Source organism: Sediminibacterium ginsengisoli, from assembly GCF_900167075.1.
Classification (GTDB): Bacteria; Bacteroidota; Bacteroidia; order Chitinophagales; family Chitinophagaceae; genus Sediminibacterium; species Sediminibacterium ginsengisoli.
In genome coordinates this window covers 26,956-42,622 of record NZ_FUWH01000003.1, presented here as the reverse complement: position 1 = coordinate 42,622, position 15,667 = coordinate 26,956, and the positions used below count along the sequence as shown (strand labels likewise).

General features: G+C 47.5%; 14 protein-coding genes. 9 read left to right on the top strand and 5 right to left on the bottom strand.

Annotated elements, in window-relative coordinates:
• The first annotated feature begins 38 nt into the window (after positions 1 to 38).
• The gene (locus B5D42_RS05885) at positions 39 to 1,118 is read left to right on the top strand and encodes an ABC transporter permease (protein WP_078830547.1); all 1,080 of its coding nucleotides are present in this window, start codon (positions 39 to 41) and stop codon (positions 1,116 to 1,118) included.
• Between the two features lie 73 nt (positions 1,119 to 1,191).
• Here the strand turns inward: B5D42_RS05885 and B5D42_RS05880 are convergent, their stop codons facing one another.
• Positions 1,192 to 2,010, bottom strand: coding sequence for a GLPGLI family protein (locus B5D42_RS05880; RefSeq protein ID WP_139367012.1), 819 nt, complete (start codon positions 2,008 to 2,010; stop codon positions 1,192 to 1,194).
• A gap of 176 nt (positions 2,011 to 2,186) precedes the next feature.
• On the opposite strand from B5D42_RS05880, the gene B5D42_RS05875 reads away from it, so the two are divergent.
• From B5D42_RS05875 to B5D42_RS05845, 7 genes are all read left to right on the top strand, one after another.
• Positions 2,187 to 4,160 (top strand): sensor histidine kinase, encoded by a 1,974-nt coding sequence (locus tag B5D42_RS05875; protein ID WP_078830545.1) that lies wholly within the window; start codon positions 2,187 to 2,189, stop codon positions 4,158 to 4,160.
• A 14-nt stretch (positions 4,161 to 4,174) separates the two neighbouring features.
• Positions 4,175 to 4,858: a response regulator transcription factor gene (locus B5D42_RS05870; protein ID WP_078830544.1), complete on the top strand. Its 684-nt coding sequence runs from the start codon at positions 4,175 to 4,177 to the stop codon at positions 4,856 to 4,858.
• A 151-nt stretch (positions 4,859 to 5,009) separates the two neighbouring features.
• A complete protein-coding gene (gene kbl / locus B5D42_RS05865) occupies positions 5,010 to 6,200 on the top strand; it encodes a glycine C-acetyltransferase (RefSeq protein ID WP_078830543.1) in 1,191 nt (396 codons plus the stop codon).
• 9 nt (positions 6,201 to 6,209) lie between these two features.
• Entirely contained in the window at positions 6,210 to 7,061 is an 852-nt protein-coding gene (locus B5D42_RS05860) for a penicillin-binding transpeptidase domain-containing protein (RefSeq protein ID WP_078830542.1), read from the top strand.
• Between the two features lie 102 nt (positions 7,062 to 7,163).
• Positions 7,164 to 9,188, top strand: a complete 2,025-nt coding sequence (gene ispG, locus B5D42_RS05855) for a (E)-4-hydroxy-3-methylbut-2-enyl-diphosphate synthase (RefSeq protein WP_078830541.1) — start codon at positions 7,164 to 7,166, stop codon at positions 9,186 to 9,188.
• 33 nt (positions 9,189 to 9,221) lie between these two features.
• Positions 9,222 to 10,817 carry an L-aspartate oxidase gene (nadB, locus tag B5D42_RS05850; protein WP_078830540.1) on the top strand — a complete coding sequence of 532 codons (1,596 nt, stop codon included), beginning with the start codon at positions 9,222 to 9,224 and terminating at the stop codon, positions 10,815 to 10,817.
• A gap of 10 nt (positions 10,818 to 10,827) precedes the next feature.
• Positions 10,828 to 11,712 (top strand): lysophospholipid acyltransferase family protein, encoded by an 885-nt coding sequence (locus tag B5D42_RS05845; protein ID WP_078830539.1) that lies wholly within the window; start codon positions 10,828 to 10,830, stop codon positions 11,710 to 11,712.
• 61 nt (positions 11,713 to 11,773) lie between these two features.
• Here the strand turns inward: B5D42_RS05845 and B5D42_RS05840 are convergent, their stop codons facing one another.
• From B5D42_RS05840 to B5D42_RS05825, 4 genes are all read right to left on the bottom strand, one after another.
• The gene (locus B5D42_RS05840; RefSeq protein WP_078830538.1) at positions 11,774 to 13,189 is read right to left on the bottom strand and encodes an MBL fold metallo-hydrolase; all 1,416 of its coding nucleotides are present in this window, start codon (positions 13,187 to 13,189) and stop codon (positions 11,774 to 11,776) included.
• A gap of 98 nt (positions 13,190 to 13,287) precedes the next feature.
• On the bottom strand, positions 13,288 to 13,623 hold the full coding sequence (locus tag B5D42_RS05835; RefSeq protein WP_078830537.1) for an ArsR/SmtB family transcription factor: 336 nt from the start codon (positions 13,621 to 13,623) through the stop codon (positions 13,288 to 13,290).
• A 111-nt stretch (positions 13,624 to 13,734) separates the two neighbouring features.
• Positions 13,735 to 14,421: a tRNA (adenosine(37)-N6)-threonylcarbamoyltransferase complex dimerization subunit type 1 TsaB gene (tsaB, locus tag B5D42_RS05830; RefSeq protein WP_078830536.1), complete on the bottom strand. Its 687-nt coding sequence runs from the start codon at positions 14,419 to 14,421 to the stop codon at positions 13,735 to 13,737.
• Positions 14,422 to 14,429: 8 nt separating this feature from the next.
• Positions 14,430 to 15,056, bottom strand: coding sequence for a 3-hydroxyacyl-CoA dehydrogenase family protein (locus B5D42_RS05825; protein WP_078830535.1), 627 nt, complete (start codon positions 15,054 to 15,056; stop codon positions 14,430 to 14,432).
• An 82-nt stretch (positions 15,057 to 15,138) separates the two neighbouring features.
• On the opposite strand from B5D42_RS05825, the gene B5D42_RS05820 reads away from it, so the two are divergent.
• Positions 15,139 to 15,525: a RidA family protein gene (locus B5D42_RS05820; RefSeq protein WP_078830534.1), complete on the top strand. Its 387-nt coding sequence runs from the start codon at positions 15,139 to 15,141 to the stop codon at positions 15,523 to 15,525.
• Positions 15,526 to 15,667 lie beyond the last annotated feature (142 nt).

Sequence of the window (15,667 nt, the reverse complement as noted above, 5' to 3'; positions counted from 1 at the left end):
TTTTAGCGAGAATGCTGATCTTTTCTTAATTTCCCCCCGTGGCAACCCGTAACTCATCACTGTTTACCAGGAGACTATTCAAGAATAAAGGTGCAATCTTTGGTATGATACTGATCCTGATCAGTTCGCTGCTTGCCGTATTCTGCTATTTCATTGTACCCGATCCATCACCCAATGCCAACCGCATGATCCCGGAGATCGGCAGTAAAAAACCGGGCTTCAGCGTAAACCTGATGCAGGTAAAGCGTGATAAAACCATTGCAGTTCCGGGTATAATGGCCAGGATGATCGGCGGGCGGGAAGACAAATGGCAATATATTCCCGTTACTGATTATACCATCCGGGCAGACAGCCTGATCTACCAGAAATATGTAGACGAAGGCATTACCGAAAGAAAATCCATCCCGTTCAGTGAAGTGAACCCCGAACAACCCGTTTCACGCGTTACTTATTACCTGGGTACGGATAAGTTTGGCCGCGATATCCTCAGCCGCCTTCTGATCGGAGTGCGTGTAAGCCTCGGTGTAGGTTTGATCGCAGTTCTGATCTCGCTTACCATCGGTATCCTGTTGGGTGCACTGGCTGGTTATTTCCGTGGCCGTACGGACGATGTGATCATGTGGTTCATCAACGTCATCTGGAGCATACCCACGCTGCTGCTGGTATTTGCCATTACACTCGTGCTGGGTAAAGGTTTCTGGCAGGTGTTCATTGCCGTAGGGCTTACCATGTGGGTGAACGTTGCCAGGCTGGTGCGCGGCCAGGTGCTTGCCATCCGGGAGCTGGAATATATCGAGGCAACACGCGCACTCGGCTATTCTCACCTGCGTGCTATTTTCAGGCATATCCTTCCCAATATATTAGGCCCGGTGATGGTGATCGCTGCGAGCAACTTCGCATCGGCTATCGTAATAGAAGCAGGTCTGAGTTTCCTGGGTGTTGGTGTACAGCCGCCGCAACCGAGCTGGGGATTGATGATCAAGGAGAATTACAATTTCATCATCACACATAATCCCATGCTGGCCCTTGTACCGGGCTTTGCGATCATGCTGCTTGTACTGGCCTTTAACCTACTGGGCAATGGCCTGCGTGATGCATTGAATGTAAGGGGTAAATAAACGATCTGAATATTCATAAAATAAAAGCCCCGGAATCCCGGGGCTTTTGCTAAACCGATATACTACAAAGGGATCAACCACCGATCCTGAAAGTACCAGCTCCCACAGGCAACTGGTTGCTGATCATTTCCAGCCTCAGTTTATTGAATTCAGCTGCGGTGATCACTTTACCTTTTTTCGGTTCTTTCAGGTCTTTGGCATCTGCTGTTTTTTTAACTTCCGTTGCGGTGTAAACAGTTGCGCCATTATCCATGTTCAGTTCAAGTATTACACCGGGTAATAATCCGTAACTGTCAGGTCCTGCCGGGCTTACCAGGCTTTCAGCGTACCAGGCCACGATCTCTATTTCCCTTGGTTTGGCCTGTGCGGCAGTAGTGTCTACCTGCGGTGCACCGCCGCCGCTGGTAAAGCTCATTCTTCTTACACCTGCTGTCTGCATGGTCAATTTCCGGGTCGCTTTGATACAGGTATAACCGAGGATCTGCCTGGTTTCGGTACCGATCTTCCACGGTTGCTGTTTGATACTGTCGGTGATGAGATATGCTTTGCCGCCCATTTCCTGGCTGGAAACCGACTGCGCTGTTTTGAAATTCTTATACAGATCGCCGCCATCGCTGCCCGACATCCGCATGATCACACGTGTTCCGCCGCTACCCGCAAATGGATCCGGCGCTTCATCTTCAGGCAGCATTTTAAAGAGAGAAACGCTGTCGCTGAAGATCAGCTGGTGCCTGGAAGTTCTGAATTCCGGAAGCATGGCTTTCATCTGCTCATCTGAAATGGCTCTGTGCTGATTGATCTTACGCTCATACACAATGGTTCCTTCCTTGATCTGAGCCTTTATGCAGGAAAAAGAGGCTGTAGTGATAAGCAGTAAAAATGCTTTTTTCATGTAAGTGGTTTTAGTCCTTTGATGATAAAATATCCCCGGCCTTTTACGGTGCCGGAACAGGATCAAAGCTAAATCCGGCCTGTGTTAAGCATTCTTGTATAAAGGTTAATTTAGGTTAATGAAAAGAACAGCGAAGCGGGCAGGCTTTTTACATTTGCAGACGAACAGACCGAATTATGAATAAACTACAACTTTCCCGCATATTGATGGTTGCTACCATTATCCTGCTGGCTGCATTTGAATGCTACTGGCTTGTGAAGTTGTATAAGGATGAATATAAAACCTTTTCAAGCGCTTCGGATGTTGCGTTCAGAAGTGCCATCAGCAAACTGCAGCGCCAGCGTTTCGAGAAGGACACTGCATTGTCTGCGCATAGTGGCCCTACCATGATCACGGCAAACAGTGTGCCCTTTGAACGGGTCGATTCTGTCAAAAATATCCATAAGTTCCCGCTTCAAACATTATCACCGAAGGCTGCTGATCAATTGAGGAATATTGATCCTGAAAAGATAAAGTCAATCACCATTTATTCGGGAGATGCTGCAACGCAAAGACCCGAACTGCCGGTTGAGCTGCTGGAAACCATGGCCAAACAGAAGATCAGGATCAATACTGCCGCCGATTCAGTCCGCCGCCGTTTCTTCCTGCGGTATGATTCTGCGAGCAACAGGGTGGTGGCGATGGATAGAGAGGGCGAAGCAACAACTACCATTGCGGTACGAATGAAGGATTCCGATAGTATGAAACTGCATCAGTTTACGGATTCAGCTTCATTTGCGTTCAGAACAAGGCTGAATCTGCGTCTGGATAGTTTAAAACGTCGTCACGGAAGGGATAGTGTCAAACGTGGCATTACGGCGATCAGCGTTCATGAAAAACCTGGTGCCGCAAGTATTCATGGCACCGTAAAGGCAGATCAGGGAACGGAAGTCGTAAACGTGATCGGCTATGGTGTGCGTGGAAAAAATACGGATTCTTTCAGGTCGGGAAAATCACAGCCGGAATTTAATGTGAAGGGAATGGTGGTTGATATGCCTATGGTTAAACGCGATCTTTCCCCTATGATCCGTTTCCTGATCGAGAACAAAACAGTAAACGATTCCATTCCTGTTAAAACGATCGATTCAGCTTATAAGACAGAGTTGTCGAAGACCATGACCAGGTACCCTTCCTACCGGATCGTATTCAGGCAATATGCAAAGGATTCATTACGAAAAAAAGATACACTTGCTATCGACAGCTCAAGGCAGGTGATCACTTCAAAGGTATATGCAGGTTACAATACGCCTTATTCTTACCAGGCATCTTTCGGCGATGTGCGTATGTACCTGCTGCAGCAGATGAAGCTGCAGATCGGCGGGTCTGTGCTGTTGCTTGTACTGGTGCTTGGTTCGTTCATTATCATGTACCGCAACCTGCTGGCACAACAAAAGCTCGCCGGGATCAAAAACGATTTCATCAGCAATATCACACATGAGCTGAAAACGCCTATCGCTACTGTAACCGTGGCGATAGAAGCACTGCGTAACTTCAATGCGATACAAAGCCCGGAAAGAACCAGGGAATACCTGGATATTTCTGCTTCGGAACTTCAGCGGCTGAGCCTGCTGGTTGACAAAGTGCTGAAACTGTCCATGTTCGAAAACAAAAAAGTAGAACTGAAAAAAGAAACTTTCGATCTGAAGGAACTGGTTGAAGAGACCATGCTTACCATGAGGCTGCAGTTCGAGAAACAGAAAGCGGAAGTATCATTCACTACTGAAGGCGGGCCATTTACCATTGTAGCCGATAAATTACACATAACAAGTGTTATATTTAACCTGCTGGACAATGCGTTGAAATACAGTCAGACCAAAGCCGTGATCGCTGTGGCGCTGGCTGTGGATGAGAACGGAATGCTTGAACTGAAGGTAAGTGATAACGGCATCGGCATTGCACACCAGTACCAGGGAAAAGTGTTTGATAAGTTTTTCAGGGTACCGATGGGCGATAAACATAACATCAAAGGATATGGGTTAGGTTTAAGTTATGTAGCCGAGATTGTGAAGAAGCACGAAGGCTCCATTCATGTGGAAAGCGTGCTGGGCAAGGGAAGTGCGTTCATTGTGAAATTACCGGCCAACAATCATTCAGAACCTACCACAAACTGATAATAAAGGCAGCCATGAATATTAAAGTGCTTTATGTAGAAGACGAATTGTTTTTGGGAAAGATCGTAAAGGAAACGCTTGAAACAAGAGGATTTGAAGTGATCATGGAATCGGACGGTGCCGATGTGGTACGCAGTTTTGAAGATGAGCAACCTGATATCTGCATACTCGATGTAATGCTCCCTAACAGGAGCGGATTTGAACTGGCAGAAGATATCCGCAAGCAGAACGATGATGTGCCGATCATTTTTCTTACCGCCAAAACACAAACAGATGACGTGGTGCATGGCTTCAGGCTCGGCGCCAATGATTATATCCGGAAACCCTTCAGCATGGAAGAACTGATTGTGCGTATTGAGAATGCATTGAAGGTAAAAAAAGAAGAAGTAACTCCTATTTCCGGTGATGCAATCACAATCGGAAAATACCAGTTCCACCTGAACAAACAGGTACTGGGCAATGGCAAAGAAGAGCGCCGTTTGTCTTACCGCGAAAGTGAACTGCTGAAATACCTATACCAGAACCGTAATATGGTCATCGACCGCCGCGAACTGCTGAATCATATCTGGGGTAACGACTCCTTTTTCAACAGCAGGAACCTCGATGTATATGTGACCAAAATCCGCGGTTATCTCAGGGAAGATCCTGCCATCGAGATCATTACCATTAAAGGGGTTGGATACCGGTTTGTGGTGTAACTGCTTTTAAGGCATTTATGATCAGGGCTTTGGGTTTTGCAGGGATACAAATAATGGAATCTTCCTGCCATCGGCCCCATTGACAGGTTAAACTGCAAATCCTGCATTATTAAGCCCTTTGTGTTAACTTCGCGCGGCTAAAGCTTCCATTATGAATGAAAAATTTGTAAGCCGCATCAAGGCAGAACTGACCGAAATTGAAACCGCAGGTCTGTTCAAAAAAGAACGCATCATTACCAGCGAACAGGGACCGGAAATAGTAGTGAACGGTAAGACCGTACTGAATTTCTGCGCCAACAACTACCTCGGACTTTCATCACATCCCAAAGTGATCGAAGCGGCCCATAAAGCCATCGATACACATGGTTATGGCATGAGCAGCGTACGTTTTATCTGTGGAACACAGGATATTCATAAGGAGCTGGAGCAGAAAATAGCTGCATTCCTCGGCACGGAAGATACCATTCTGTATGCCGCAGCTTTTGATGCGAACGGTGGTGTGTTTGAGCCGCTCTTCAATGAGGAAGACGCCATCATCAGCGACGCGCTGAACCATGCATCCATCATTGATGGCGTAAGATTATGCAAGGCGCAGCGCTTCCGTTATGAGCACAATAACATGGAAGATCTGGAAGCCAAATTAAAAGAAAGCGCCGGTTGCAGAAGCCGCATTATCGTAACCGATGGTTCCTTCAGCATGGATGGTACCATTGCACAGCTGGATAAGATCTGTGATCTTGCAGATCAATACGATGCCATCGTAATGATCGACGAATGTCATTCTTCCGGCTTCCTGGGCAAAACAGGCCGTGGTACACATGAATACAGGAATGTGATGGGCAGGATCGATATCATCACGGGAACATTAGGCAAAGCCCTTGGTGGTGCGAGCGGCGGATTCACTTCAGGAAGAAAAGAGATCATCGAAATGCTGCGCCAGCGAAGCAGGCCTTATCTCTTCTCGAATACAGTTGCACCATCCATTGTAGGCGCATCCATTGCCGTGCTCGATATGCTTACAGAAACAACAGAGTTGCGCGATAAACTGGAATACAATACCCGTTATTTCAGAACGAAAATGACAGAAGCAGGTTTCGATATCAAACCAGGCGATCACCCGATCGTTCCCATTATGCTCTATGACGCAGTGGTAGCCCAGAATTTTGCGGCCAAACTGCTGGAAGAAGGCGTATATGTGATCGGGTTCTTCTACCCGGTAGTGGCAAAAGGTCTGGCGCGTATCCGTGTTCAGCTCAGTGCCGCGCATGAACAACACCACCTCGATAAAGCAATTGAAGCGTTTACCAAAACCGGCCGTGAACTGGGCGTGCTGAAAAACTAAAGGAGAGAGATGAAAAATATGTTTGATACAAGAAGTAAAATATCCGGCAGCATGTTCATTTGCATTATGCTGGTGTTCACTGCGTGCAGTCCGAATAATGTTACGATCGACAACAGTCTGGGTAAGTATTTCGATTCAGCAGGCGTTCGAGGCACATTCGGTATTTCGGATAACGGAACAGGACAGTTTACGATCTATAACCTGCAGCGGTTTAAAGATTCATCCTATTTGCCTGCATCTACGTTCAAGATCGTGAATTCACTGATCGGTATCGAGACCGGAAGGATCTCAGGCGAAAAAATGGAGATCAAATGGGATGGAAAAGTGCGGACATTCCCTAACGGCGATACCGCTTTCAACTGGAACAAGGATCTTACCATGGCCGAAGCGTTTAAAGTATCTGCAGTACCCTATTACCAGGAAGTGGCAAGAAGGATCGGGAAAGATACCATGCAGTTATGGCTCGACAGCCTTAAATACGGGAATCACCTGATTTCCGGACCCATCGATATGTTCTGGCTGAACAATTCCCTGAAGGTAACGGCTGATGAGCAATTGGGACTGGTTAAAAGGTTGTATTTCAGTCAGCTTCCATTCCAGAAACGCACACAGGACATCGTGAAAAAAGTGATGTTGCAGGAGGATAATGCCAATTACAAGCTCAGCTATAAAACCGGTGCCGGTTATGCGGAAAACGGTAATGCGATCGGCTGGGTAGTAGGCTGGATCGAGGAAAACAGGCATCCTTACTTCTTTGCACTGAATTTAGAAGGACCACATAATCTCAATACCAGTACCGTCAGGATGAATATCCTGAAAGGAATTCTCAAACAACAGGGATTCTTCGAAGGCAAAAGATAATACCAGCACTGTTAAATCTTTGAACCGGGGCGGCATTGTTCCGGTTTTCTTTTGCCCTCATCTGGGGCTGAACCGTTAATTTTGCAGCTACATTCACGCGCTATGCAATTGTATTGTAATTCATTAACACAGTATAAAAGGTTAAAGACAAAAGAGGTAAAGGTAGGAGATCTGCTGCTGGGCAATGGCCACCCGATCCGCCTGCAAACGATGACCACCACAGACACCATGGATACCATGGCAACTGTGGAACAGAGCATCCGTTGCATAGAAGCCGGCGCTGAACTGGTACGCATTACCGCACCCAGTAAAAAAGAAGCCGAGAACCTGCTCGCGATCAAAAATGAACTATTGAAAAGAGGGTATCGTACACCACTCATCGCCGATATTCATTTCACCCCGAATGCCGCGGAAATTGCAGCAAGGATCATAGAAAAAGTAAGGGTGAATCCGGGCAATTATGTAGACAAGAAAAAGTTTGAGCTGCTCGAATATACCGATCCGGAATACCTCGAAGAGATAGATCGTATCCGGGAGCGGTTTACCCCGCTCGTTAAGATCTGTAAAGAATACGGAACAGCCATGCGGATCGGTACCAACCATGGCTCACTCAGCGACCGCATCATGAGCCGTTACGGCGATACGCCGATGGGTATGGTGGAAAGTGCAATGGAATTTTTAAGGATCGCGCGAGGCGAAAGCTATCACAATATTGTGCTCAGCATGAAATCCAGTAACCCGCAGGTGATGGTGCAGGCCTACCGTTTACTGATCCAGACCATGGATGCGGAATTCGGCGAATGCTATCCGCTGCATCTCGGTGTAACGGAAGCCGGCGATGGCGAAGACGGGCGTGTGAAAAGCGCTGCAGGTATCGGCACCTTGCTGGAAGATGGCATCGGCGATACGATCCGCGTGAGTCTGACCGAAGACCCCGAATTTGAAATTCCCGTTTGCCGCGATCTTGTAAAAAGATACACTAACGCAGCTGCCGCACCGCAGCACGTGCCTCCTGTAAATAAAGTTCCTTACGATCCCTTCAACTACCAGCGCCGACAGACTTTTGAGGTAAGCAATATGGGAGGCAAACAGGTGCCGGTTGTGATTGCAGACCTGAGCAAGGTCAGCGAGATTACTTATGATAAACTCGCAGGTGTCGGGTACAGGTACGATGAAGCACTCGATAAATGGAATATCAGTGATACCGCCGCGGATTATATTTTTACCGGGCATCAGCTGCCGGCCTTTGCGTTACCCGGAACGCTGAAAGTGATCAGCTATCCTGCAACCGCAGCACAGGCGGCAGATCATCAGAAATGTTTTCCCATTTATGATGCGGCAGGATATTTACAGGCAAAAGCTGAAAAAACGGCGAATGCGATACTCAATTTTGTGATGATCGACTGTTTCAGCGACGAAACCACGATCAATGATTTCACCTGGCTCGATGAACTTGCAAACGACCCCCTGGCCGTGCTTTGCCTGAGCAGCACCAACCGCAACGCGATGCCTTCTGTAAGGCGCATGTTCATGGAACTGCTGGAAAGAAAAATACAAAACCCGGTTATCCTCGTCACAGACAGCAACGGCATAGCCGCAGATGAACACCTGATCCATTATGCCACAGAAGCCGGAGCGCTGCTGCTGGACGGTTTTGGCGATGGGGTCTGCTTTGGTATGAGTGCCGATGCTTACCAGTTGCAGGATGCAGGTTCAAAAGAAACCAGCGGGCGTAATTATGGCAACAACAATTCCGTTGAACAGTTCATCAATGCAACGGCATTCAGCATATTGCAGGCTACCAGGACGAGGATCTCCAAAACGGAATATATTTCCTGTCCCAGTTGCGGCCGCACTTTATTCGACCTGCAGGAAACGACCGCCAAGATCCGTGCAGTGACCAATCATCTCAAAGGTGTGAAAATTGCGATCATGGGTTGCATCGTGAACGGACCGGGAGAAATGGCTGATGCAGACTTCGGCTACGTAGGCAGTGGTGTTGGCAAGATCACCCTGTATAAAGGAAAAGAAGTAGTGAAGCGGAATGTGAACAGTGAGATAGCGGTGGATGAACTGATCAGCCTGCTGAAAGAGAATGATGCATGGGTAGAACCGCTGCCATCATAACCTTAGAATAAAATTTCAAAAAGAGTCAATAGCATGGAGACAGATTTTTTAGTAATCGGATCGGGGATAGCAGGATTGACGTATGCGCTGAAAACAGCGAAACAGCATCCGGATATGAGCGTAATGGTCATCACCAAAACGCAGGCCGACGAAACGAATACCAAATATGCACAGGGCGGAGTTGCCGGTGTATGGGATGAAGAGAAAGACAGCTATGACAAACATATTGAAGATACGCTGATTGCAGGTGATGGTCTCTGCAACAGGGAGATCGTGGAGATCGTAGTAAAGGAAGGACCGGAACGCATCCGCGAGATCATCGGGTACGGAGCACAGTTCGATAAGAATGAACAGGGTGAATACAGCCTTGGAAAAGAAGGCGGCCATAGCGAGAACAGGATCCTTCATCATAAAGATGTTACAGGTAAAGAGATTGAAAGGGCACTGCTGGAAGAACTCAAAACGATCCCCAATATCAGGCTGGTGAACCATTGCTTTGTAGTGGATATCATCACCCAGCACCATATGGGTTATCTCGTAACCAAATCAACCACTGATATTACCTGTTATGGCGTATATGTGCTGAACCGGCAGACCAACCAGATAGAAAAAGTACTGGCAAAGATCACACTGCTGGCAACGGGAGGCTGTGGCCAGGCTTATCGTACTACAACCAACCCGCGTATAGCTACCGGTGATGGCGTAGCGATGGTGTATCGCGCCAAAGGCCGTATCGAGAATATGGAATTTATCCAGTTCCATCCAACCGCATTGTTCGAGCCGGGTGTATCACCTTCGTTTCTGATCACGGAAGCTGTGCGTGGCGATGGTGGTATATTGCGCAACAAGGATGGCGAGGCTTTCATGGAACGATACGATCCGCGTAAAGATCTGGCTCCGCGGGATATTGTGGCAAGGGCCATCGATAATGAAATGAAGCGTACAGGTACAGAATATGTTTACCTGGACTGCAGGCATATGGACAAGGAAAAGTTCATCCATCATTTTCCCAATATCTACAACAAATGTCTTTCTATCGGTATCGATGTAATGCAGCAGATGATACCGGTTGCGCCGGCTGCGCACTACAGCTGCGGCGGAATCAAAACCGATGAATGGGGACGTACATCGATACAGCATTTATATGCCTGCGGCGAATGTGCGAGCACGGGATTGCACGGCGCCAACCGGCTCGCGAGCAACAGCCTGCTGGAAGCGATGGTATTCGGCCACCGCTGTTACCTGGATGCGATTGGTAAAATAGCAAAGATCAGTTTTGAAAAAAATATCCCGGACTGGATAGCGCTCAGCACGATGGAGCCGCGCGAAATGATCCTGATCACGCAGAGTCAGAAAGAGCTGCAGCAGATCATGAGCGATTATGTAGGGATTGTAAGAACGGATGTGCGCCTGGAGCGGGCCATGAAAAGACTCGATCTGCTTTTTACAGAAACGGAAGAGTTATATCGTTCGGCAAAAGTATCGCCGCAGTTATGCGAACTGCGTAACCTCATCTCTGTAGGTTATCTCATTGTAAAAGGAGCGCAGTTCCGCAAGGAAAGCCGTGGGTTGCATTACAATACGGATCATACAGAGAAAAGTCCGCTGCTGCAAAATATCATTCTTTAAACAGGATCACATGTATTATATCGTTTACGGTTTTCTTTACCTGCTTTCATTATTGCCCTGGTGGGTTATTTACCTGCTCAGCGATCTTGTTTATGTGATTGTTTATCATATTGCCGGTTACCGCAAGAAAGTGGTATTCGGAAATCTGCGTATCGCATTCCCCGAAAAAACGGATGCCGAAAGGGAACAGATCGCTAAAAGGTTCTACCGTAATCTGATGGATACATTCCTTGAAATGATCAAGCTCATTTCCATCAGCAAAAAGGAAATGCAGAAAAGATTTACGACCAATATTGAAGTGCTGAACGATCTCTATGCAACAGGACAGAATGTGGAAGTGGTAACAGGACATTTTTTCAACTGGGAAATGGCAAACCTGGCCGTAGGAATGAACTCTGCATATCCCTTCGTTGTGGTGTATATGCCATTATCAAGTAAGGTGATGGACAGGATCATCTATAAAATGCGAGCCCGTTTCGGTACGCTGCTTGTGCCGGCAACCGAATTCAAAAATAATTTTCACAAACACATCACTGGTAATTATGCGCTGATCCTTGTTGCGGACCAGAATCCGGGCGGGCCAGAGAAAGCTTACTGGGTAGATTTTTTCAGCAAGCCGGCACCATTTGTGCGAGGTCCTGAAACGGGTGCCAAGAAGAATAATGCAGCGATTCTCTATGCGGACTTTTATAAAGTGAAACGCGGTTATTATCGCGCAGAACTGGAACTGGTAACAACGGATCCGAAAAGTTATGAAGACGGGAAGCTGACCCATTTGCTGGTTAAGAAAGTGGAAGCATCTGTAAGAAAACGTCCCGACAATTATTTATGGAGCCACCGCCGCTGGAAGTTTGAGTACGACCAGGAGAAATTCGGACATCTGAAAATTGATTAAACATAAATAAAAACGGAGACCTCGGTCTCCGTTTTTATTTATGTTATGTTGAACAGCTTGATCAGTTCAATACTTCTGCATCTTTCTCGATCTTGAATTTATCTGTCAGTGTTTTAATACTGTTCCAGCCACCGAGCACATTGCGGAGATTATGAATACCCTGTCTTTTGATCATGGAAGCAGCGATCACACTACGGTAACCGCCGGCACAATGGATATAAAGATTGTGGTTATCGTCGAAATTGGCCATGCTTCCCGGATCTGTAAGATCATCGAGCGGGATGTTGAGTGCTTCGCGGATATGGCCATTGGCATATTCGGTTGGTTTTCTCACATCAACGATCACGAGGTTCTGATCGAACGGCAGGTCCATCGCCAGCTCATCGGCTTCCACATCGATCACCATATCCGTTCTTTCGCCCGCAGCAACCCATGCATCGTACCCGCCGGCTAAATGACCGGCAAATTTATCGAAGCCAACGCGTGCAAGACGAACAATACTTTCTTTTTCCTTACCGGGTTCGGTGACCAGCAGGAGCTGTTTGTCGAACGGCAACAGGCTGCCGGCCCATTCAGCGAAGCGGCCTTCGAGCCCGATAAAAATGGAACCGGGAACGAAGCCTTGTGTAAACACATCCGCCTGGCGGGTATCCAGCAGGATCACATCTTCTTCCTGGCTTTTCGCTTTGAAATCAGCCGGAGCGAGGGCCTGTAATCCTTTTTCGAGAACAGAATCCAGGCTTTCATATCCTTCGCGGTTAATGCGCGCGTTGATCGGGAAATACTGTGGCGGTTCATTGAGTCCGTCTGTAACGGCCTTTACAAAATCTTCCCGCGACTGGGCCTGCAATGCATAATTGGAGGCTTTCTGATCGCCGATGGTGCTATGGGTTTCAGGGCCGAGGTTTTTACCGCAGCTGCTGCCGGCGCCATGAGCAGGGTAAACGATCACATCGTCTGCCAGAGGAACTATTTTGGATTGCAGGCTGTTGTACAGCATGCCTGCAAGATCATCCATTGTTATTTCATTGCCTTTCTGGGCAAGATCGGGGCGGCCTACGTCGCCAACGAACAGGGTGTCGCCGGTAAACACGGCATGGTCTTTACCAGCTTCATCTTTCAGCAGGTAACAGCTGCTTTCAAGGGTATGACCCGGTGTATGCAGTACGGTAACGGAAAGCTTGCCTATTGTAAAGCTTTCATTATCCGCTGCCACATGCACAGGGAAACCGGTAACGGTGCCCGGACCATAAACGATAGTTGCGCCGGTAGAGGCAGCCAGATCTAAGTGGCCGCTCACGAAATCAGCGTGAAAATGAGTTTCAAATATATATTTGATAACTGCCTTGCGTTCATTCGCCAGCTGCAGGTATGCTTCGATATCCCGCAGCGGATCGATAACCGCGGCCTCACCATCACTTTCAATATAATAAGCTGCCTCGCTCAGGCAGCCGGTATATAATTGTTTTATGAACATACTCATCTGAGTTTTGGGTACGCAAAGATAATGCAAGCAACAGGCCAAACTGAAACTTAACACCCAAACTTAGCTTAAGGCTGCCATACCGGCACATCTTATCCTACCAACGACTCTACAAAGCCAACTACTTCTGCCAGCCTGGTGTAATTCACTGAATAGAAGATAAACTTCCCGTCACGGGTAGTGGAAACAATACCTGCCCTTCTGAGAATGGCCAGGTGTTGCGACGCCACCGACTGCTCCAAACGGAGTTTTACATAGATCTCGGTAACCGTCATTTTCTGGTGTTCATCCAGCAGTTTGATGATCTGCTGCCGGAGTTTGTGATTGATGGAACGTAGAATTAAAGCAGCTTTCTTAGCGTGCAGGAAATCAACTTTAATCTGGGTTTTGCCGTTGGCTAATACCACGGCCTGTAAAGATTGACTCATGACAATAAAAGTTGTTAGGGGGGGTTAAAAAACTAAAATTGCACCTGTGAAGGTACGGATAATGTTTAATTGTAATAGTATAAATTTTGTGAATACAATACCCCCCGGCTTCTATCGTGCCGCCGGATCGAAGAACTCCTTGATATAGAAGGGCTCACTGTAGGCGAGATCTGCAAATTGCTGTAATCCGAACCTATTACCCGCTATCAGGGCAAGGTTGCGCACGGAATGGGTAATATCCGTGAAAATGGCATTTGAACTGCCTGAGATCTCTTTGAACTTGAAATGACCGTCGCCGCTGAAAAGAACCTGTTTTTCAGCCAGCAGACTGCTGAAAGATTCGTTATTGAGTATAAAAGCCGCGGGCGGAACAACTTCTTCAAGCAAATGGTTGTAAACGGCTGCAAACACTTCCATACGCCTGGCATCGATCATGGGGCAATACAGTAACTGCTCCTCTCTCCCGGCTGCCTCGGGTGAGTGCATGGCTGCGGCAGCAATGATCTGCAGTGTATTTACCGGGATCAGTGGTTTTCCTGCAGCATAACAGATGCCTTTGGCGGATGCGAGTCCTACACGTAAGCCTGTATAACTGCCTGGTCCTGCAGCCACGGAAACAGCGTCCAGATCCTGCATTACAATACCCGTTTCCTGCAGCATCTGTTCAATGGCAGGTTGCAGAAAGGCCGCATGGTTCTTTTGCTCTGCACTTTCGCGGATTGCAATCACATCCTGGTCCCTGCTGATGCAAACGCCGGCATAAGAAGTTGCTGTATCGATATGTAAGAGCAGGGCCATAAGTATTTTTATTGTTGTGGTGCTGAAATTAGTTGCTTTGCTTCCTGCTCCAGTACCGGGGCGGGAAGGTATCGTGCGTCTGAGGCGGATAATTGTTTCAGTAAGCCGTACACATGTTCAATCCCGATCTTTCCGGCCCATTCAAAAGGACCATAAGGATAGTTGGTGCCCAGTTTCATGGCAGTGTCGATATCTGCACGGCTGCTGATCTCATCGCCGATAGCGAAGTAGGCTTCATTGATGATCATGGCAACAATCCTTGCAGAGATCATTCCCGGTTCATCGGCTACCCAGCGGTAAGACCAGCCCATTGCGGCCAGTACTCCTTCCGCCGCCTGGCGCTGATCCGCTGCTGCAGCGAGTTCCAGTGTATTTCTTTCGAGAAAGCTGTTCCAGCCATTGAAGCGGATATGGTTATCGGGAAAAGAGGCACAGGTTGCTGTAACTGCATTCACAAACACCGGGCGGTTGCGGATGCCGGTAAAACGATGGTCTGTATAAGCGAGATCAAAATAAACATCAGCTTCAGGTATTTCCATACCATCCTGGTACCAGGTAACAGAATGGTTGCCGGTAAAACCTTTTGCAAGCAATATTTGCTGCTGCGCCTGATCTGCATTCACAACAATGTGCATGACATGTGGGTATTAAAGGGCAAATTTAGGTTGGCTTGTTGATAGAAATGCATCAATTTGCCGCTGATTTAAAATAACTCTTATGGCAAAACAAATCATTCAGACAGAAAACGCGCCTTCTCCTATCGGCCCGTACAGCCAGGCAGTAAAAGCAGGCGGATTGGTATTCATCAGCGGGCAGGTGGCTATGGACCCCCATACCGGTGAGCTGCAAACCTCCGATATCAAAGCAGAAACAACGCAGGTTATGAAAAATATCCAGGCTGTTTTGAATGAAGCACACATCACATTCGGACATATCATCAAAACAACTATTTTCCTCAGCGATATGAGCCTGTTCTCCCAGGTGAACGAAGTGTACGGCTCTTTCTTCAACGGCGATTACCCTGCCCGCGAAACAGTTGCTGTAAAAGGACTTCCACGTGGCGTAAACGTTGAGATCAGCGTTACCGCAGTGGCCGAACTGTAAAAAATAAAACGACCGGTTATACAGCCGTAAACAAGTGGTTACCAACTACCTGTTTACGGCTTTTTTATTCCCCGCTTTTTTCATCGGGTTGACCCACACACAAAATCTCCGCCAATTAAAAAACTAACAGTCGTTAACAATT